Source organism: Priestia sp. 3CA3, from assembly GCF_056836725.1.
Window position 1 is genome coordinate 342,278 of the sequence record NZ_JBXENJ010000002.1, and the last position, 17,570, is coordinate 359,847.

Below are 17,570 nucleotides of genomic sequence, written 5' to 3' on the forward strand. Positions count from 1 at the left end.
CAAGGTGCTTCTTAGTGAGCAGTTCTAACTTTTTTCAGCACGTCTTCGATCGTAATTTGATCTAGATGCCTGATTACGCTTTGCTCACTCTCTGTAAAAATGTCGTCCATCACTGTTTGAATGTTTGATTTCACAATACAGTCAGCGTCAGGGTCGCCGCTGCACCAGTGAGGCTTCAACGTTCCTGTCGATATAACTCGGTAAATCAGCCCAAGACTTATTTCAGCAGGGCTGCAGCCTAAAGTATAACCGCCGCCTAGCCCTTCTTTTGTCCGAACCAAGTTGTTTTTTCTGAGTGTACTCATTGTTTTCCGAACCCGTGCAGGATTGGTACAGATATTATAAGCAATCGATTCACTGCTTGCTCGGTGATCTGGTAAATTTGCTAGGAACACTAAGCTGTGCACGGCAATGGTAAATTCACTGTTCATCTTCCATAAACCACCTTTTTTCTTTCTCTACTGTAACGTTAAGTGACACAGTTCAAAAAGTCAAGAGAGCAAGGAAGGAAAGAAGAACTGTAGCTTTATTTATTCACGGTCTTCTTTTTCTATACTTTCTACTTCGTTAGCTGAGTTGATTTCAAGGTATACCGTCTTTTCTTTTAAACTGCCTTTTTCTTCTTTTTCAAAGTCAGTGCTTTTTTGATACGTTTTTTTGCCGTTTGGAACTTTTACCGTTATATGTTTGTTACTTTCTTCTATAAAAATACCCACAACTTTACGTTCGTTTCCATCTTGTTCGTACACGCCATCTTTATCTGCTTTTGCTTTTGGAGTTAATTCAATACTAATTGCTTCTTGTGTAGCTGCGTCAATCTCAGCTTCTACTTCTTTATTAAGCATATCTTTTAGCTGTGAGCCTTCCACTTCCATCCCAGAGCTCTTTGGTACTTTAACAAGTTGATCATCAATACTCAGCGTCATTTCTTTTTCAGCGTCTTTTTTTAACGTACCAATCAAGTCAAAATCTTCTTCTTTCCCCTTTTTAATATCTGGGTCGCTCGAATACTGCTGTAGCTTTGTCAATTCTTGACGATCTTCAATTGGTTTTTCCTCTGCTTTATGATTGTCTGATTTTGTCTTGTTAGCTGGTTCACCTGAACAGGCTGCCGCACTTCCAATCATACAGAGAGTGACTAAGGACAGGATTCCTTTTGTTAGCTGTTTTTGCATATGTATTCTCCTTTTTCTTTTTTCTTTCCACCTTTATACATATGTAAAACAAAAAATGAAACATAACGACATCCAGGAAACCTACGTTCACCCTACCAATGAAAAAATCCGAACGGGTTGAATTCTTTATTAAGAATCAAACCCGTTCGGATTTTCTTTCAACTAAAACACTTTGGTCCTAGATTCTTTTTAAAGCTGCTGTTGCTTCAATATATGATTCGCTTCTTCTAAGTAAGTCACATACGCCTGTACTTGTTTATCACCGTAATTATCTAGTTCAAACAGCGCTTCTTGTATAAAATTAAAATTATCAATAATATGCTGTGTTTTCATGCCTCGGCTTGTAAGTAAATTGTTTAACCATAAGGCATAGTCCGTAAAAATTTGCAGATTGTCTAACTTATATGTTGTCTCAAGATACTTCATATGATAATGATTATCTTCATGGCATCTTTCTTTGCCGCGCTCTCCGAATTTTTCGAGCAAAGAAGGTTCTAACTCGTAGATTTTCTCCGTTACTCTTTCGACGATCTTATTAACGGGAAGTGAACTCATCGTGCCACCACTTTGTACTGAGAAACTTTTGGGATGACGGCTGCCAGTTCTTGATCAGGGTACTTTTTCTCTAAATCATGAATACGCTTGAAATCTTCGCTTCGTACCCAGCTTAAATAATTCTCTTTCGTATCAAATGTAAGCTGAACGGTGAGCTCCCCTGCTCGCTTATCGTTTTGAAGAAGTAGAAAGTCTACAAATCCTGGAGCCTCGTCGACTGATTTTGAACGATTTTTATAAATTCCAATCACTTCTTCAGCTTTTTCATCCGGTACATTAAATGTTGAAAATACGGTGTACATCTTGGTTCCTCCCTTTATGATACAAAACCTGGGTTCTTTTCTCTTTATTGTACATCATATAGGAGATGAAATGGTGTTACGTTTAGATTTCACTGGGGTTACAGCAGGTTTTTAACCTAAAAGCCCTTTGAAACAGCGTTTCAAAGGGCTTTTTTATCCGTTATTAGTTTTCGATTTTTGTTAATTGTTCTGTATGTGTTTTTACACGTGCTGGATCAATTGTAATACGGGCAACGCCTGAATCCATTGCTGCTTTTGCTACAGACTCTGCTACAGCTGGCGCTACGCGAGGATCAAATGGTCCAGGGATCACGTAATCTGCGTTTAGCTCTTCTTCTGTAATAAGGGCTGCAATTGCTTCAACAGCAGCTTTTTTCATTTCTTCGTTAATATGAGTAGCGCGAACGTCTAACGCACCGCGGAAAATTCCAGGGAATGCAAGAACGTTATTTACTTGGTTAGGGAAGTCTGAACGACCTGTTCCAATAACAGCCGCTCCTGCTTCTTTTGCAGCGTCTGGCTTGATTTCGGGATTAGGATTTGCCATCGCAAAGATAATTGCATCTTCATTCATTGATTTAACCATCTCTTGAGATAATGCATCTGCTGCAGATACGCCGATAAATACATCTGCGCCTTTAATTACATCGCTTAGCGTACCGCTTTCTTTGTTTACGTTTGTATAAGAAGCCACTTCCGCTTTTACTTTGTTCATACCTTGAGGGCGTCCTTCATAAATAGCACCTCTTGTATCACACATAATCATGTCACGTACACCGTAAGAATAAAGAAGTTTTGTAATAGCAATGCCGGCAGCTCCTGCTCCGTTTAAGACGATTTTTAAATCTTCCATTGATTTATTGACAATTTTTAGTGCATTTACAAGTCCTGCTACCGTTACGATCGCTGTACCGTGCTGATCATCATGGAACACAGGAATATCTACTTCTTTTTTCAGGCGCTCTTCAATTTCAAAGCACTGTGGAGCTGCGATATCTTCTAAGTTAATGCCTCCGAATGTATGAGCCATTAATTTCACAGTTTCAACAATTTTATCTGTATCTGTTGTATCAAGTGTAATTGGGAATGCATCTACGCCTGCAAAGCTTTTAAATAAAATTGCTTTTCCTTCCATAACGGGAAGTGAAGCCGCAGGTCCGATGTTTCCAAGACCAAGAACAGCAGTACCATTTGTCACAACGCCGACCATGTTTCCTTTCATTGTGTAATCATACACCGTTTCTGGATGTTCATGAATTTCTTTACAAGGTTCTGCTACTCCCGGAGAGTAAGCTAAGCTTAAATCTTGAGCGTTTTGAACTTCAACTTTTGATTTAACTTCTAACTTACCTTGTTTTTCTTGATGCATATGTAGTGCTTGATCACGTAGTGACATAATTGTATTCTCTCCTTTTTTTCTATACATTTAAATTTTTTAATGAATTTATTTAACACTTGCTTTTTATCTCCATAATTGTAAGACAACCTGACTGAATAAATTCACAGACAAGTGCCATTATGAAACAAGAAACATAAAAAGTAAACTATCTTGCTTAAACCACTGCTGCGCTTTGTTAATATAAAGTCTAGACGTGTCGGAAACTCTTGTTTGTCTCACTTCAAGTTGTCTGATATACAGACAACTTAGAAAACATACAACCGCTCACTATAGCGCTTTCAAATACGTTTCAGCAAAATCGACGGCTTTAGGCATTGAAAAGAAGTATGCACGTGCTGAACCAATTTTTTCAGCTTTTATTCCTTTTGCTTCAATAAACGCTTCACCTATCTCTTCAAACAGCCCTTCTCGAAACTCTAATTCTTTATACGTCTTCCATACTCGCTTTCCTGAATCTATAACTGGAGATCCTTTTTGAATCACGTTTCGATATGGAATCCGATATTCTGCTAGATGAAAAGAAGTATTATTCCCAAACCCGACACCTAATAATAAAACAAAGGCATGTTTTTTGTAAAGCCTTTCAAGAGGAGAATTTTCGCCTAAACTAAATTCAAGGGGATGATCTCTTAAGATGTCTTCGCTGTCCTTTCCCCAAGCGGCGAATGAATACATTGGATGGCTGCTTCTTCTTACGCCAGGATATGTTCGAAAAGTTTCCACAATTTGTCCCATCCCGCTTGTTGGCGTGTGGGCTGGATCATATGCAGGCATCGTTTCCCGAATAGTTTCCCACCACTCTTTTGGCACAGCCGGATTGCCCCATTCTGATGGATCCGAAAGATCGACCGACTGTGACGGCATAACGATCGTTCCTTCCTCTGTCACTGTCTCCATTAAAGCTTGAACAACGGCTACTGAACCTCCGTTTACCCATCCTAATGAAGATAGTGAAGAATGAACCATGATAGTCATCCCTTGTGTGATGCCTAACCTGCGTAAATCTTCTTTTAACGTCTCTTTCGTTCTAGGATGATCTGTTGCTTGGACAATGTGCTTCATCGTAAGCTCCTTACTTATAGTGCTGCTAGAATGTGTTGCTGAACTCTAGCAATATATGTAAAACTTATGTTTCCATAATAGTAAGAATAACACCAATTGTCAAATTATTTAAAGTAATAGAAAAACTTAGTTTTATTCATATCAGTTATCATACAACTGACTTGTTGGTAAGTTTTATTTCCTTCAACTATCTTACTATAATAACAGCTAATGAATCTTTTCAGTAAAGTAAAAAGAAGAATATTCCTATAAATAAAAGAAATACTAATGAAGCTATACATATTTACATATCACTATTTTCAGGAGGAATGTGTACAATGAGCACATCAAAACTTCCGCCGCTCACGTCCTCGGAGCTCGCTAACTTATGGATGACTTATCAAGAAAAAACGATGATTTCGAGGTTTTTAGAATATTGTCTTGAAGGTAAAGAAGATCATAAAGAGCTTTTTGAGCTGTATTATAGCCGCTCATTAAATATTACAGAGCAAATCAAAGAAATTTTAGAGAACGAAGGGGCGGTTATTCCTTTAGGATTTACTAAACATGATGTAAACCTAGGAGTGCCGAAACTGTTCGACTCCATGTTTGAAATCATGTACGTACGCTTAATGTCTCAGATTGAAACAGGCCTATTTGCTTTGCATTCAACGATGTCCTACCGGGAAGATATACGGAGTTTTTTTGTGAATGCAACATCAGAATCGCAGAACATATACAATCAATCCACTCAGATATTATTAGAAACCGGCGTCATTGCAAAGCCTCCTTACGTTTCGATGCCAAAAGAAGTTCGGTTTGTCCACGAACAAAATTATATCGGCGGGCTAAGTTGGCTTAGTGAAAAAAGATCTCTTAATACAATTGAAGTGTCGCTTATTCAACATGCCGTTGATACAAATCTTGTCGGAATGCAGCTGATGATTGGCTTTGCTCAAGCAGCTGGCAACAAAGAGGCACAGCAGCATTTTGTCAGCGGGATGAAGCTATCAAAAAAAATTGAAACAGAACTCGGAGATATTTTACGTCATAGCTATATAGAGCCTCCTGCTACCCATGCCGGAAAAGCAACAAGCTCAACTGTTTCTCCTTTTTCAGATAAATTAATGATGTACAACACCAGTCTTCTAAGCACCTTTGGCCTAGGAAGCAATGCTTTAGGGGGTGCTTTTAGCTTAAGAAGTGATTTGCCGCTCAAAATGCTGCAGCTGGCTAAAGACATTTACTTTTTTGCAAAAGAAGGTGGAAAAATTATGATTCAAAACGGATGGCTTGAAGAGCCTCCTCAAATTGAAGATCGCAATCAGTTAACGAAAAAATAGGTTCTTGCAAATGGGAAAGCTAGCTGCTAAACGTGCAGCTAGTCCTATTTGTTTTTTTAGTATACTGTTTTTGCTACCCTTACATAAAAATTGTTTGGGTTGTTTAGAAGCTCTTCCTCTCTTCTTCTCAGTCTTTTAGCTCATATTTCTACTTACCTTATGACAAAAAATAAAAGGAATTTTCTCCGGGCTGCCGAAAACTTTCTATATAAAATAGAAAGGAGAAACGTATGTTTCCTATTCTTCGTACACCTCGCACTACGCTGCGTGAAATAACAGAAGCGGATGCAGATACTATTTTCGACTGCTTTTCTCAGGAAGAAGTTATCAAATATTACGGGCAAGAAAAATTCACAACTTTCCAAGAAGCTTTGGTGCTGATTCATATTTTTGCTGAAAACTACAGAAATCAAAAAGGTTTGCGCTGGGGAATCGAACGGCTCGATACGGGGGAACTAATCGGGACAGTTGGATTGAATCAGTGGAACCAAAAGCATAAGCGGGCGGAAATTGGCTACGAGCTACACCCTCAGCACTGGGGGCACGGCTATGCTTCGGAAGCTGCTTCGGCTGTTATGGCTTATGGATTTGCTACCCTTCAGCTAGTGCGGATTGGAGCTGTTGTGTTTTTTGAAAACAAAGCATCTCAGCACGTGCTTGAAAAGCTCGGGTTTCAACAAGAGGGAGTGTTAAAAAACTATATGTATCAAAACGGAAAAGCTCACGATACGTTTGTTTATAGCTCCCTGCCTCCTACATAATAAAAAAAGGATTCTTTTTAAGAAAAGAATCCTTTTTCGTTTTATTTAAACGCCGCATACCCATCATCAGCCATGATGACACTGCCGTTTACAGCTCCCGCTTCTTCTAAGGACAGCAAATAAACCATATCTGCAATTTGTTTTGGATTAGTGAGCTTTCTGCTCATCGTTTTTGCTTTCATTCCTTCAATCATACCGTTGTCTTTATAGCCTTGAATAATAGGCGTATCAACAAATCCTGGCGCAACGGCGACGACGCGAATACCGTATTTAGCGAGATCTAGCGCAGCTGATTTTGTCATCATCACAACAGCTCCTTTTGTTGCATGATAAGCATACGTTCCGGGTGAGGCTAAGAAGCTAAAAATAGAGGCCGTATTGATAATGACGCCTTTAATACCTAACTCTCTCATTTTCCTGCCTGCTGCCATAATCCCGTATGTAACGCCGTGCTGATTCACATTAATAATACGGTGATATTCTTCTAAGTCTTGATCTAAAATAGATGTAGGACGTCCAATCCCTGCATTGTTAAACATCACATCAATTCGTCCAAATGTATTCACCGTTTTCTCAATCAGTGCTTCCACTTCTTCAAACTTGGTGACGTCCGTTTGCACAAATAAAGCGTGGCCTCCAGCTTCTTCAATTTTTTGAAGAGTCTCTTTTCCTTTTTCTTCATCATAATCAGCAATGACCACTGCGTCTCCTTTTTGCGCGAACTTTAAGGCAGTTTCTTTGCCAATCCCGCTTGCTCCCCCTGTAATAACCGCTACTCGTTTTTGCTGCATGTTTCTCCCTCCTTGGTGAAAATTCCTTTCTTTTACATTATAGCATTCTTTTTTCTATCAGCTGTTTCTATTGATTCCTTCATTTCCATAAAAGTGGTTAACTGGGGCATAGTTGAACGCCTTTTTTAATAAAAATCAGCATGTGTACAAGCAGTTTGGCGTTTTTTGCATTTACTATAGGGTAAGGAGGTGATGGCTATGCATGAACACACAGGTAATGTATCTATTCCGCGTCCTCCGGATGTGGTGACAATTCTGTGGGAGCGAAATCCTTTGGATAGACAAGCTCCTCGTACCATCGTAGAAGCAACGGTAATTGGCCGCGCAAATCCTTGCGGACGTTTGTTAGCTCAAGGTCAGCGCTACCGCACTGCAGCTCATTGTTTACTTGACAACGGCTTTGAACAAATTACTGCTGAAAGATTAGGGGTATTTGGAGTAGCTGTATTTGTTAGAGAATATTAAAATAGAAAAAGGGACTTTTCTGTAAGTTAGAAAAGTCCCTTCATACGTATTATGCGTGGAAATTCGTGCCGTCTGTTACAGCTTCAATTACTCCAGCGCGGATGACAAAGTCACCAAAGTGCTCGCCTTCTTCTCTTTCTTTTGCATAGCGAGGAAGTAAGACGCGCAGTTCATTTAAAATTTCTTCTTCACTGATATTTTCACGGTACATTTTGCTTAAACGGCTGCCGTCAAATGCTGCTCCAAGATACATATTGTATTTACCCGGCGCTTTACCAATAAAAGCAATTTCACCTAAGGCAGGACGTGCACAGCCGTTAGGACAGCCCGTCATACGAATCGTGATTTCTTTATCACGAAGACCGTTTTCATCTACAATTGCTTCAATTTTCTCAAGAAGAACTGGAAGATAACGCTCAGCTTCTGCCATCGCAAGCCCGCAAGTGGGAAGCGATACGCAAGCTAATGAGCTGCGGCGAAGAGCCGAATAATGCTTGCCGTCTGTTAATCCATACTGTTCAATCAAGTCACTAATTTGCTTTTTCTTTTGAGTGGATACGTTCGCGATAATTAAATTTTGATTGGCCGTTAAACGGAAATCACCGCTATGAACTTTTGCAATTTCACGAAGACCCGTCATAAGCTTATAGTCTTCAAAGTCAGCAATACGTCCACCTTGAACAAAAAGAGTAAAGTGCCATTTTCCTTTCACACCTTTTTCCCAGCCGTAGCGGTCTCCGTTATGATCAAAGTGATAAGATTTTGCTTCGTCTAAGCTCCAGCCCAGACGGTTTTCAAGCTCTTCTTTTACCGTTTCTAATCCAAGACGATCAACCGTGTATTTAAAACGCGCGTTTTTACGCACAGAGCGGTTTCCATAATCACGTTGAATCGTAATGACTTTTTCCGCTACTTCTAGAATTTGGTCAGGTCGGCAGAAGCCAATCACTTTTGCAAGCTGAGGGTAAGTTGTTTTATCCCCGTGCGTCATACCCATACCGCCGCCGATTGCTACGTTAAATCCAACAAGCTTCTCGTCTTCTAAAATGGCAATAAAACCAAGGTCTTGTGAATACACGTCAATATCGTTAGAAGGTGGCACAGCTACGCCAATTTTGAACTTTCTTGGCAAATAGAGCGGACCATACATTGGTTCCACTTCTTCTTCCACTTCCGGTGTGCTAATTACTTTCTCTTCATCTAGCCAAAGTTCGTGGTACGCTCTTGTACGAGGCAATAAATAATCACTTAATTTTTTTGACCATTCGAATACTTCAGCGTGAACTTCTGACTGATATGGATTCGGATTGCACATTACGTTACGGTTTACATCTCCGCAAGCTGCAATTGTGTCTAATAAAGAAGCATGAATTTCTTGAATCGTTTTCTTCATGTTCCACTTTAAAATTCCGTGCATTTGGAACGCCTGACGAGTTGTCAGCTTTAACGTTCCATTTCCGTATTTTTGTGCTAAATCATCCATCACTAGCCACTGTTCTGGTGTTGAAACACCGCCTGGCGTACGAACGCGAAGCATGAATTGGTAAGCTGGCTCTAGCTTTTGTTTTTGACGTTCATTACGAAGATCTCGATCATCTTGTAAGTAGCTTCCGTGGAACTTCATCAAACGATTATCGTCTTCAGAAATACCTGAGCTGATGCGGTCTAGCATTGTTTCTCCTAATGTACCGCGTAAATAATTACTTTCATCTTTTATGCGCTCAACGTCACTTGGAGGACCTTCGGGCGCTTTTAAAATTTTGTTTACCATGTTGAAAATCTCCTTTCAATCCTCAGTATACATCACGCTGATAACGTTTTTGTTTCTTCATTTCAGCAAGGTAAGCTTCCGCCTCTTCGCGGCTCATCTTGCCTTCTGTTTCAACAATTTCAACTAGCGTGTTGTGCACGTCGCGTGCCATATTTGTTTTATCTCCGCACACATAAAAAGATGCGCCTTCTTCTAACCACTGGAATAATTCTTTACTATGTTCAAGCATACGGTTTTGCACGTATACTTTTTCTTCAGTATCGCGTGAAAACGCCACGTCCATTTTCGTTAGCACGCCGTCTTTTAACCACTTTTGCCACTCTGTTTGGTAAAGGAAGTCTGTTACAAAGTGCTGATCTCCAAAGAACATCCATGACTTACCTTTTGCTCCTGTTTCTTCACGCTCTTGCATAAATGAGCGGAACGGAGCCACACCTGTACCAGGTCCTACCATAATAATCGGCGTTTCTTGGTTTTGAGGAAGCTTAAAGTTTTTATTGCTTTGAAGGTATACAGGAATCGTATCACCTGGCTGCAAACGTTCTGAACATAGGACTGAACAAACACCTTTACGCTCGCGTCCATGCGCTTCGTAACGTACCGCTCCAATTGTTAGATGAACTTCGTCAGGATTTGCTGACAAGCTGCTTGCAATTGAATAAAGGCGCGCTGGCATTTTGCGTAAAATAGCTACAAACTCTTGTGCTGATACGTTCCATGGGCCGAAGTCACGAACTAAGTCAATTACATCACGGCCTTGTGTGTATGTTTTTAATTCCTCGCGATTTTCTACAAGCGCTTTTAATTTATCATTTCCAGTAAGCTCAGCTGCTTGCTTTAAAAGCGGCTTTGTTAACACGGTAATTTCAAAATTAGAGAGTAGCGCTTCTCTAAGAGGACGCGTTTCTCCTTCTTTATTAACCGTTACACTTTCACTTGCATCCCACTTGAATTCGTTAAGAAGAAGATCAACAAGCTCAGGATCATTTTCAGGATAAATACCTAAACTGTCTCCTGGTTCATACGTCAAACCTGAACCTTCTAGAGATAGTTCTAAGTGTCGCGTTTCTTTATTTGATCCGCGGCCGTTCAAGTTTAAGTTCTCAAGCACTTCTGCTTTAAAAGGATTTGTTCTTGAGTACGGCGAAGTTCCTGCAGGAGCTTCCGCCGGAACAGCTGCCGAAGCGCTATGTCCTTTCGCTTCGCTTAATCCGTCAATAACACCTTTAAGCCATTTATTTGCGGGCTCTTCAAAATCTAAATCACAGTCAACGCGCGGATACAGTCTTTCACCGCCAAGTTCTGCTAAGCGCACATCAAATTCTTTCCCTGTTTGACAGAAAAATTCGTATGAGCTGTCTCCAAGCGACAAGACAGAAAAACGGAAATTCTCAAGCTTTGGCGCTCGACGGCCGTGAAGAAATTCGTGGAAAGATAGCGCGTTATCAGGCGGCTCTCCTTCTCCATGTGTACTTACAACAATTAATAAATTTTCAAGTTTCTTTAAATTATTTGGCTTGAAATCATTCATAGAAGATACAGTTACATTAAAACCTTTTGCTTCAAGCGTTTTGCCTGTATTTTCAGCAAGACCTTGAGCATTTCCTGTCTGTGATCCGTAAAGAATCGTTACGTCTTTTGAAATCGTCTGCTCCGCTTGAGCAGGCGCTGCTGTAGAAACGTCTGGCGTTCCTTCGGCAGACGTAGATTGAGATGCTGTTAAATAACCACTCAACCACATTTTTTGTGCTTCTGTTAATGTCGGCAGAAGGCGATTAAGCAAATCTGCTTGTTCTTGATTAAAAGGGCTGTTTACTACCTTAAGTTGCAACACTGTCCACCTCACAAAAATATATAATTTAAATATGTATGCTTTTACGAATCATCTTCAACAACATGTAATACCTGTGTCTAATTAATCAATGATGTTTCCCTTCATACATTATTATTCCTATAGATTATATCAAATTTAATTATATAAATCATTAGAAAATTCTTATCAAATTCGTCTACCTGCATTTTATCGGAGAAGAATAAATTAGTAAAATACATATAATTGATAACTAGTATTAAGATCATTAATAATTGAAGCTGTCGTTACGTTTTTTATAAATGCAGTTACTTCCATATCTGCTCATTCTACATCCTTCACACGAATATGAATATTTTGTAATTTTTAGAGAAGTTTTGTAGAAACGGTTTTCTTTCTCATCAGAATGTTACATAATAAATGTAACATTAATCCTTTTAAAAAACACTATACGCAAAAGACAGTATATTCTGAAATTTAGGACAGTTTATAGGTGAGCTAGCAACCTTTTATCTATTCATACACGGTGAAGAATATAAAGGGAAGCTTGCAGTACATACCATTCCCTTTTGCTCATCTCAAATGAAAGGACTGGCTTTTAAATCAGGTAATCTTTTTTAAGGAGGCTTCTTGAATGTTTTTACGAGAATTAACGAAAAGTGGGACGATAACTGTTTCTTACTATAAAGATGGAACGTTGCAAACGTGCAAAGGCCGCGTGCACAACTTAAATCTCCATCAGCAAATTCTATCCGTAAAAGACGAAAATGAAGCCGTTGTTTCCCTTTTGCTTTCTGATATTAAATCCATTCATTAGTATGTAAAATTAAGGAGGAATTACTATGTGGAAAGATAATAAGCAAGCGCTTACAGATTTTGTGACGGAAGATCGGTTTGAACTGAACTTATATTTATCGTATTTGCTTGATCAAATTTCGTATGACACGTCTAAACAATCCCCTTTTCTTCGCAAGCCTAATGAAACAACTAGCTAATAATATAGAAAAAAAGCGCACAAATTTGTGCGCTTTTTTTAATGTGATGGCTCTACTTCAGCAATGCCTTCTTCTGGTTTTTCTTCGGCTTTTTTATTTGAAAGCTTGATCTGTCTTAAGAACAATGTGCATACCGCTCCTAAAATAATAAAAGCTAAGCCCATGAAAAAGACGCTGTGCAATGCGCTCATTAGCGAGGTCTTCAAAATAGGCACAATGCTGTCTGAAAGCGCAGCTGGAATACTCTTTAGCGCCTCAGGACTAAACAGCATCTGCAGCACACTTTCAGGATTCGTATCAATCGCTTTTTTGAACCCGTCGGCAAAAGCGCTTGCTTGAGCAGGCAATGAGTTTAAATATGGAACGAGTTTGTCAGTAAGAAGCGTACCTGATTTGGCGTTCATTATCGCTCCTAAAATGGTAATACCAAACGTTCCTCCAATTGAACGGAAAAATTGACTTGATGATGTAACAACACCGAGCTCTTCTTTTGAAAAGCTTTCTTGAAGAGCAAGCGTTAAAATTGGCATCACAAGCCCCATTCCTAAACCGATTATGGCCATATAAGAAGTAGCAACAAGCTTGCTAGTATGAAGGTCTAATGTTGTTAACAAGAAGAACCCTCCTGCCATAATGAGCATACCCGTAACGATTTGAGGCTTGATACCAACTTTATAAACAAGCTGACCTCCAATAATACTCGTTACAATCATTGAAATCATCATTGGTGTCATAATGGTACCTGATTCTGAGGCGCTGACTCCAACGATTCCTTGCATAAAGAACGGAACAAATGTAATAGCTCCGAACATACCAATGCTCATAAAAAAGCCAATGATATTTAAAAGCGTAAACGTTCGGTTTTTAAATAAATACATCGGAAGAATCGGTTCTTTCGCTTTCGTTTCCACAATAATAAAGCTTATGATCCCAGCAACAGCAAGTGCAAACAAACTAATAATCTGCCAAGAGTTCCAGTCGTAGTCTTTTCCTCCAAAGCTCAGGGCCAGAAGCAAGCTTACTACTCCGATAACCATTGTGAACATACCAGCTACATCGAATTTAACAGGTCCTGTATGTTTTTTTCCTTGAAGTCCGAGCGCAATAAAAACGGTAGCGAGTATCCCTACCGGCAAGTTAATGTAAAACACCCATTTCCAGTTCAATGAATCAACAATCCATCCGCCAATTTGCGGACCGATGACAGAAGCAAGACCATAAATTCCTCCGAATACTCCTTGAAACTTTGCTCGTGCTTTTCCTGTAAATAAATCACCGATTACAATCATTGCCATCGGCATCATAACGCCGCCGCCAATTCCTTGTAATGCACGGAATAAAATAAGCTCTGTCATATTATTTGCCATTCCGCATAAAGCAGAAGCCACCATAAAAATAATAAGTCCTGTAACATAAATTACTCTGCGTCCTACTAAATCAGCGAGCTTTCCTGCAATCGGAACAACCGTTGTTGACGTTAATAAATAGGCTGTTGTCAGCCATGTCATCATGCTTAAACCACCAAGATCTCCTACGATTCTTGGCATAGCTGTTCCGACAATGGTTCCATCAAGTGCAGAAAAGAACATCGCAATAATTAACCCAATTAATAAAAGCGTGCGCTTTGAATTTTTTTGATTTTCCATCGTGTGTCTCTCCTCTTTTTTGTTACTGCTGCTTATCTTTATAAGAAACAGCTGATGTTGCAAGCTTTTTCGTAATAGAAGCCATCATGGAAAGCTCTTCTTCTGTTAGATGCAAAAGGTAGCGGTCCATAATGGCTTTTCGACCATTTAGCACCTCTTCAAGTTTGCGATGCCCAAACTCCGTTAAGGTAATGTCAACAACTCTTCTGTCTTCTTTATTGTGTTCTCTTACAACAAAATTGTGCTGTTCAAGACGATCCACTAAAAGAGTCACGGCGCTCGGTTTTACATCCATTAGCTCTGCAATTTGAGAAACCTTACTGCTCCCTACTTTCTTTAAATAAGAAAGAACAAATAGTTGCGTAGGAGTCATCTCATGCTCATTAAGGCTCTCCATCATTTCGGGCTGCATTTTTTCAAATAGCACTTGAAGCGATGAACGAATCTCCCCAAGATACTGATTGCTTTTTGTCACATCTATTCCTCCAGGCTTGCTTATTTATTTCATGTTATAAATAGTTAATGCTAATTAAATATAAATGCATATAAACTAAAAGTCAATTATTTCTTTTTTTAGTATTGACCCTTACGCTGCGTTATATTTTATAGTAGATTTCAGAAGGGAGATGAAAGAATGAACAGAAAAGTAAAAGAAGTGGCTGACTTAGTAGGAATCAGCGTCCGCACGCTGCATCACTATGATGAAATCGGGCTATTAAAACCTGATGCTGTCAGTGAATCCGGCTACCGGCTTTATTCACCGGCTAATCTTGATATGCTTCAGCAAATATTATTTTTTAAAGAACTTGGCTTCCCTTTAAAACAAATTCAGGAGATTATAACAGACCCAACATTTAATCGCACAGAAGCGTTGATACTGCAAAAAAACATGCTGATTGAAAAACGCAGTCGGCTCGATCAAATGATTGCAACCATTAATAAAACGATTCAATATGAAAAAGGAGCGATTGAAATGAACGAAAAAGAGCGGTTTAAAGGGCTGGATTTTTCGCATAACCCATACGAAGAAGAAGCCCGGAAGCGCTGGGGAAATCAGCGAGTAGATGAAGCGAATGAAAAAGTACAAAGCTTTTCACATGAAGAACAGCAGCGCATGTCAAACGAATGGGAAAGTATCTACACTCACTTAGCTTCTCTGCGTGATCTGTCACCATCCTCTACAGAAGCTCAAAAAGCCATTGAGCAATGGTATCAATTTTTAAATGAGAACTTTGGAACGTATTCGTTAGAAGCCTTTAAAGGTCTTGGAGAGATGTATGTACAAGATGAGCGGTTTACAGCCAACATCGATCGCTACGGAAAAGGATTAGCGAAATTCATGAACGAGGCGATGAGTACATTTGCTGATGCTAAAAAACAATAAATCAAAAGAGATTGAGATATAACTACATCAATTATATGAAGCCTACGTTCATCACCACAATGAAAAAATCCGAACGATTCATCGCTCGGATTTTCATTCACTTAACATACTTTTGTCTCAGCCTCTTTTTATAAGTGAAGACCCATAAGCATTGTATTATAGTAGACGCCATTTATATAGGTGTCTTTTTCTTTTAATCCTTCTGTTTGAAACCCTAGCTGTTTGTATAAAGAAATAGCTCTTTGATTATCTTCTCGCGTCACAAGTTCGATTTTTTTTGTTTGTTTATTCATACGTGCCCATTCAATCAGCTCAATCATTAGCTGTCTTCCTAGCCCTAGCCCGCTATAAGCATCCTCTACCACGATACCAAGGGTACCCACATGCTTATTACGCGGGTTTTGAGACGAGGTGATGGATGCAATACTAATGATTTCTTCTTCTTTTTCAGTCACGACTATAAGAGAGTTTTGCTCTTGTTTTACAGAAGCTAAAAACACTTCATACTCTGAAACTGGTCTAAGAAACTCGCCTTCTCCAAATGAAAGAAAATCACTTTCTCCTCCCACTCGATTGTAAAAAGCAATCATTTTCTCTGCGTCTTTTGATTCTGCTTCTCGAATGGTGACGCCTATACCATTCTTTAATGTACGTAAACTCATATATCTATCTTCCTTTTAGTTATTCTTGTTTGCCTATATGGGTTTTAGCGCTGTTTTTCTCTCCACTGACCCAACCACATGCGATTTCCTAAAGCCGTAAAATCATTTTCGTCGGCGTAGCGTTCAATGACGGAAAGCGCGTTGTCCTCAAGCATTGGTGAATAGCTCATAATTTCTAAAATATGATGTGCAGCCCATAGGTCAATTCGATAAGTAGGATTCGTTAGCAGTGTTGAAAATTCAAAGAGCATGCCTGGATAGTATAAATGAATGAGCTGGGCAATTTTTTTCATATCTTCTGCAGCTCGGTTTCCTTTTTTTACAGATTGTTTATCTCGATAATCGATTTCATAATGAATTTTTGCGCTTTTTTGATAAAGATCAACTAGCGTTTCGTACGTACGATGTTTCTGCATTTCTCATCTTCCTTTGCTTCTAGATTTCCTCGTTTGAAGATGCTATAGTTCATTTTTAGGTTTCATATATTCAAATAAATGCAGCAAAAATATGATGCTTCCGCCAATGCACATCACAAAACTTAACGTAGCAGGATACTGAATAAAGAAACCGACAACACCAAAAATCAGCATAGCAAGCGCTCCTATCATCATAAACAGATGATAAGCCGGTGTATTTTCTTCATTATTCATACATAACTCCTTTTCACTATTTTTTAAGTTATTAAAAAGATATGACACTTCTTTTGGACTATGATCTTTTATTTTGCTGCCGCTTTATTTCTTTAGCTTAGCACGAAGTAACGTGAGAAGGCCTCCTCCAAACATCACGCCACCCACAATTTGATACAGGTGTATGTAGCTTTTTACCGTTTCAACATACAGATCTGTGTCTACATTCCCTTTACTTTCTAGCCATTTTTGGCCCATTGCCTGACCCGTTGCAACGCTTTTTAACAAAACGACCAGGCCTCCGAGCATGACAACGGCGGCGATCATAAGCTGTACCTTTTCTTTGTCATCTAGCATTTTTTTGAATTCGTCTGCCATCTATCTCTCTCCCATCCTTACCTTGTTATGTATCTACTTGTTTGTAATCATGCTGTTTTTTCTCTATTATAACGCTCAACTTGGTCATTATAACACGGTTTTGCACTGCCTTTAGTCTTACTTTTCATAAATGACTCCATTTTGGGTGATACTATTTTTGAAACACAGGCGTCTTTAACATCCCTTCATTATTTTTGAAGGGTTACTAATTGAGGTTGATACATGCTTATATTTTTAGGGATTTTTTTACTTTGTGCAGCTGTTTGTTTAGTAGAAATACCTTATTTAAAAAAAGTGAACAGTCAAAGAGAAAAGCGAATTTTTTGGAGTTTGTTCACAGTAAGTATTTTAATTGTTAGTTTAAAATATGGCGGTGTGGAAATCCCTAACCCTGGAGACGGCATTGCTTTTTTATTAAAACCTTTTAGTGATTTTTTGTTCAGTCTGTTGAAGTAAAAGGAAG

Annotated in this window: 22 protein-coding genes; 7 read left to right on the forward strand and 15 right to left on the reverse strand. The window is 39.1% G+C overall.

Going from position 1 to position 17,570, the window contains the following annotated elements; all coding sequences use genetic code 11:
• Positions 1 to 11: 11 nt before the first annotated feature.
• The 6 genes from AC1VNJ_RS06615 to AC1VNJ_RS06640 form a co-directional block, all read right to left on the reverse strand.
• Positions 12 to 431 (reverse strand): Rrf2 family transcriptional regulator, encoded by a 420-nt coding sequence (locus AC1VNJ_RS06615; protein ID WP_028414393.1) that lies wholly within the window; start codon positions 429 to 431, stop codon positions 12 to 14.
• A 99-nt stretch (positions 432 to 530) separates the two neighbouring features.
• On the reverse strand, positions 531 to 1,175 hold the full coding sequence (locus AC1VNJ_RS06620) for a hypothetical protein (RefSeq protein ID WP_154990306.1): 645 nt from the start codon (positions 1,173 to 1,175) through the stop codon (positions 531 to 533).
• A gap of 189 nt (positions 1,176 to 1,364) precedes the next feature.
• Complete coding sequence (locus tag AC1VNJ_RS06625; protein WP_025751140.1) at positions 1,365 to 1,730, reverse strand: hypothetical protein; 366 nt, start codon at positions 1,728 to 1,730, stop codon at positions 1,365 to 1,367.
• Positions 1,727 to 2,032, reverse strand: coding sequence for an antibiotic biosynthesis monooxygenase family protein (locus AC1VNJ_RS06630; RefSeq protein ID WP_013057785.1), 306 nt, complete (start codon positions 2,030 to 2,032; stop codon positions 1,727 to 1,729). The genes AC1VNJ_RS06625 and AC1VNJ_RS06630 overlap by 4 nt, the downstream gene beginning before the upstream one ends.
• Before the next feature lie 163 nt (positions 2,033 to 2,195).
• Positions 2,196 to 3,428 (reverse strand): NADP-dependent malic enzyme, encoded by a 1,233-nt coding sequence (ystJ, locus tag AC1VNJ_RS06635; RefSeq protein ID WP_033580580.1) that lies wholly within the window; start codon positions 3,426 to 3,428, stop codon positions 2,196 to 2,198.
• Positions 3,429 to 3,698: 270 nt separating this feature from the next.
• Positions 3,699 to 4,493 carry an AAC(3) family N-acetyltransferase gene (locus AC1VNJ_RS06640; protein ID WP_033580579.1) on the reverse strand — a complete coding sequence of 265 codons (795 nt, stop codon included), beginning with the start codon at positions 4,491 to 4,493 and terminating at the stop codon, positions 3,699 to 3,701.
• A gap of 317 nt (positions 4,494 to 4,810) precedes the next feature.
• Between AC1VNJ_RS06640 and AC1VNJ_RS06645 the strand changes: the two genes are divergently transcribed.
• Together AC1VNJ_RS06645 and AC1VNJ_RS06650 are read left to right on the forward strand one after the other, a co-directional pair.
• Positions 4,811 to 5,815, forward strand: coding sequence for a DUF3231 family protein (locus AC1VNJ_RS06645; protein ID WP_034270240.1), 1,005 nt, complete (start codon positions 4,811 to 4,813; stop codon positions 5,813 to 5,815).
• Positions 5,816 to 6,045: 230 nt separating this feature from the next.
• Complete coding sequence (locus tag AC1VNJ_RS06650) at positions 6,046 to 6,576, forward strand: GNAT family N-acetyltransferase (RefSeq protein WP_482640479.1); 531 nt, start codon at positions 6,046 to 6,048, stop codon at positions 6,574 to 6,576.
• Positions 6,577 to 6,617: 41 nt separating this feature from the next.
• Here AC1VNJ_RS06650 and AC1VNJ_RS06655 read toward each other — a convergent pair whose 3' ends face one another.
• Complete coding sequence (locus tag AC1VNJ_RS06655) at positions 6,618 to 7,367, reverse strand: SDR family NAD(P)-dependent oxidoreductase (RefSeq protein WP_482640480.1); 750 nt, start codon at positions 7,365 to 7,367, stop codon at positions 6,618 to 6,620.
• A gap of 198 nt (positions 7,368 to 7,565) precedes the next feature.
• Between AC1VNJ_RS06655 and AC1VNJ_RS06660 the strand changes: the two genes are divergently transcribed.
• Positions 7,566 to 7,832, forward strand: a complete 267-nt coding sequence (locus AC1VNJ_RS06660; protein WP_033580575.1) for a hypothetical protein — start codon at positions 7,566 to 7,568, stop codon at positions 7,830 to 7,832.
• A 49-nt stretch (positions 7,833 to 7,881) separates the two neighbouring features.
• Here AC1VNJ_RS06660 and cysI read toward each other — a convergent pair whose 3' ends face one another.
• Together cysI and AC1VNJ_RS06670 are read right to left on the reverse strand one after the other, a co-directional pair.
• Positions 7,882 to 9,603: an assimilatory sulfite reductase (NADPH) hemoprotein subunit gene (gene cysI / locus AC1VNJ_RS06665; RefSeq protein WP_047750522.1), complete on the reverse strand. Its 1,722-nt coding sequence runs from the start codon at positions 9,601 to 9,603 to the stop codon at positions 7,882 to 7,884.
• A 22-nt stretch (positions 9,604 to 9,625) separates the two neighbouring features.
• Positions 9,626 to 11,434, reverse strand: a complete 1,809-nt coding sequence (locus AC1VNJ_RS06670) for an assimilatory sulfite reductase (NADPH) flavoprotein subunit (RefSeq protein WP_482640481.1) — start codon at positions 11,432 to 11,434, stop codon at positions 9,626 to 9,628.
• Between the two features lie 613 nt (positions 11,435 to 12,047).
• On the opposite strand from AC1VNJ_RS06670, the gene AC1VNJ_RS06675 reads away from it, so the two are divergent.
• On the forward strand, positions 12,048 to 12,230 hold the full coding sequence (locus AC1VNJ_RS06675) for a YolD-like family protein (protein ID WP_013083869.1): 183 nt from the start codon (positions 12,048 to 12,050) through the stop codon (positions 12,228 to 12,230).
• A gap of 25 nt (positions 12,231 to 12,255) precedes the next feature.
• The gene (locus AC1VNJ_RS06680) at positions 12,256 to 12,408 is read left to right on the forward strand and encodes a hypothetical protein (RefSeq protein WP_165573525.1); all 153 of its coding nucleotides are present in this window, start codon (positions 12,256 to 12,258) and stop codon (positions 12,406 to 12,408) included.
• Between the two features lie 38 nt (positions 12,409 to 12,446).
• On the opposite strand, the gene AC1VNJ_RS06685 is transcribed toward AC1VNJ_RS06680, so the two are convergent.
• Positions 12,447 to 14,054 carry an MDR family MFS transporter gene (locus tag AC1VNJ_RS06685; RefSeq protein WP_155010020.1) on the reverse strand — a complete coding sequence of 536 codons (1,608 nt, stop codon included), beginning with the start codon at positions 14,052 to 14,054 and terminating at the stop codon, positions 12,447 to 12,449.
• 22 nt (positions 14,055 to 14,076) lie between these two features.
• Positions 14,077 to 14,529: a MarR family winged helix-turn-helix transcriptional regulator gene (locus tag AC1VNJ_RS06690; RefSeq protein WP_482640482.1), complete on the reverse strand. Its 453-nt coding sequence runs from the start codon at positions 14,527 to 14,529 to the stop codon at positions 14,077 to 14,079.
• Between the two features lie 159 nt (positions 14,530 to 14,688).
• Here AC1VNJ_RS06690 and AC1VNJ_RS06695 point away from each other — a divergent pair, with 159 nt between their 5' ends.
• Positions 14,689 to 15,438 carry a MerR family transcriptional regulator gene (locus AC1VNJ_RS06695; protein WP_482640483.1) on the forward strand — a complete coding sequence of 250 codons (750 nt, stop codon included), beginning with the start codon at positions 14,689 to 14,691 and terminating at the stop codon, positions 15,436 to 15,438.
• A 128-nt stretch (positions 15,439 to 15,566) separates the two neighbouring features.
• Here AC1VNJ_RS06695 and AC1VNJ_RS06700 read toward each other — a convergent pair whose 3' ends face one another.
• The 4 genes from AC1VNJ_RS06700 to AC1VNJ_RS06715 all read right to left on the reverse strand — a co-directional run bounded on the left by AC1VNJ_RS06700 (position 15,567) and on the right by AC1VNJ_RS06715 (position 17,107).
• A complete protein-coding gene (locus AC1VNJ_RS06700) occupies positions 15,567 to 16,100 on the reverse strand; it encodes a GNAT family N-acetyltransferase (protein ID WP_155007963.1) in 534 nt (177 codons plus the stop codon).
• 44 nt (positions 16,101 to 16,144) lie between these two features.
• On the reverse strand, positions 16,145 to 16,516 hold the full coding sequence (locus tag AC1VNJ_RS06705; RefSeq protein ID WP_028414406.1) for a hypothetical protein: 372 nt from the start codon (positions 16,514 to 16,516) through the stop codon (positions 16,145 to 16,147).
• 42 nt (positions 16,517 to 16,558) lie between these two features.
• The gene (locus tag AC1VNJ_RS06710) at positions 16,559 to 16,750 is read right to left on the reverse strand and encodes a hypothetical protein (RefSeq protein ID WP_014459359.1); all 192 of its coding nucleotides are present in this window, start codon (positions 16,748 to 16,750) and stop codon (positions 16,559 to 16,561) included.
• 84 nt (positions 16,751 to 16,834) lie between these two features.
• Positions 16,835 to 17,107 carry a hypothetical protein gene (locus AC1VNJ_RS06715; protein WP_028414407.1) on the reverse strand — a complete coding sequence of 91 codons (273 nt, stop codon included), beginning with the start codon at positions 17,105 to 17,107 and terminating at the stop codon, positions 16,835 to 16,837.
• Positions 17,108 to 17,329: 222 nt separating this feature from the next.
• Here AC1VNJ_RS06715 and AC1VNJ_RS06720 point away from each other — a divergent pair, with 222 nt between their 5' ends.
• Positions 17,330 to 17,563 (forward strand): hypothetical protein, encoded by a 234-nt coding sequence (locus AC1VNJ_RS06720; protein WP_028414408.1) that lies wholly within the window; start codon positions 17,330 to 17,332, stop codon positions 17,561 to 17,563.
• Positions 17,564 to 17,570 lie beyond the last annotated feature (7 nt).

Bases quoted from the DNA above. Each gene is read 5' to 3' on its own strand.
- AC1VNJ_RS06705 (WP_028414406.1), bottom strand. From the start codon at position 16,516: ATGCAGAAACATCGTACGTACGAAACGCTAGTTGATCTTTATCAAAAA.
- AC1VNJ_RS06680 (WP_165573525.1), top strand. From the start codon at position 12,256: ATGTGGAAAGATAATAAGCAAGCGCTTACAGATTTTGTGACGGAAGAT.
- AC1VNJ_RS06645 (WP_034270240.1), top strand. From the start codon at position 4,811: ATGAGCACATCAAAACTTCCGCCGCTCACGTCCTCGGAGCTCGCTAAC.
- AC1VNJ_RS06700 (WP_155007963.1), bottom strand. From the start codon at position 16,100: ATGAGTTTACGTACATTAAAGAATGGTATAGGCGTCACCATTCGAGAA.
- AC1VNJ_RS06720 (WP_028414408.1), top strand. From the start codon at position 17,330: ATGCTTATATTTTTAGGGATTTTTTTACTTTGTGCAGCTGTTTGTTTA.
- AC1VNJ_RS06695 (WP_482640483.1), top strand. From the start codon at position 14,689: ATGAACAGAAAAGTAAAAGAAGTGGCTGACTTAGTAGGAATCAGCGTC.
- AC1VNJ_RS06630 (WP_013057785.1), bottom strand. From the start codon at position 2,032: ATGTACACCGTATTTTCAACATTTAATGTACCGGATGAAAAAGCTGAA.
- AC1VNJ_RS06625 (WP_025751140.1), bottom strand. From the start codon at position 1,730: ATGAGTTCACTTCCCGTTAATAAGATCGTCGAAAGAGTAACGGAGAAA.
- AC1VNJ_RS06640 (WP_033580579.1), bottom strand. From the start codon at position 4,493: ATGAAGCACATTGTCCAAGCAACAGATCATCCTAGAACGAAAGAGACG.
- AC1VNJ_RS06715 (WP_028414407.1), bottom strand. From the start codon at position 17,107: ATGGCAGACGAATTCAAAAAAATGCTAGATGACAAAGAAAAGGTACAG.
- ystJ (WP_033580580.1), bottom strand. From the start codon at position 3,428: ATGTCACTACGTGATCAAGCACTACATATGCATCAAGAAAAACAAGGT.
- AC1VNJ_RS06660 (WP_033580575.1), top strand. From the start codon at position 7,566: ATGCATGAACACACAGGTAATGTATCTATTCCGCGTCCTCCGGATGTG.
- AC1VNJ_RS06675 (WP_013083869.1), top strand. From the start codon at position 12,048: ATGTTTTTACGAGAATTAACGAAAAGTGGGACGATAACTGTTTCTTAC.
- AC1VNJ_RS06710 (WP_014459359.1), bottom strand. From the start codon at position 16,750: ATGAATAATGAAGAAAATACACCGGCTTATCATCTGTTTATGATGATA.
- AC1VNJ_RS06650 (WP_482640479.1), top strand. From the start codon at position 6,046: ATGTTTCCTATTCTTCGTACACCTCGCACTACGCTGCGTGAAATAACA.
- AC1VNJ_RS06615 (WP_028414393.1), bottom strand. From the start codon at position 431: ATGAACAGTGAATTTACCATTGCCGTGCACAGCTTAGTGTTCCTAGCA.
- AC1VNJ_RS06655 (WP_482640480.1), bottom strand. From the start codon at position 7,367: ATGCAGCAAAAACGAGTAGCGGTTATTACAGGGGGAGCAAGCGGGATT.
- cysI (WP_047750522.1), bottom strand. From the start codon at position 9,603: ATGGTAAACAAAATTTTAAAAGCGCCCGAAGGTCCTCCAAGTGACGTT.
- AC1VNJ_RS06685 (WP_155010020.1), bottom strand. From the start codon at position 14,054: ATGGAAAATCAAAAAAATTCAAAGCGCACGCTTTTATTAATTGGGTTA.
- AC1VNJ_RS06620 (WP_154990306.1), bottom strand. From the start codon at position 1,175: ATGCAAAAACAGCTAACAAAAGGAATCCTGTCCTTAGTCACTCTCTGT.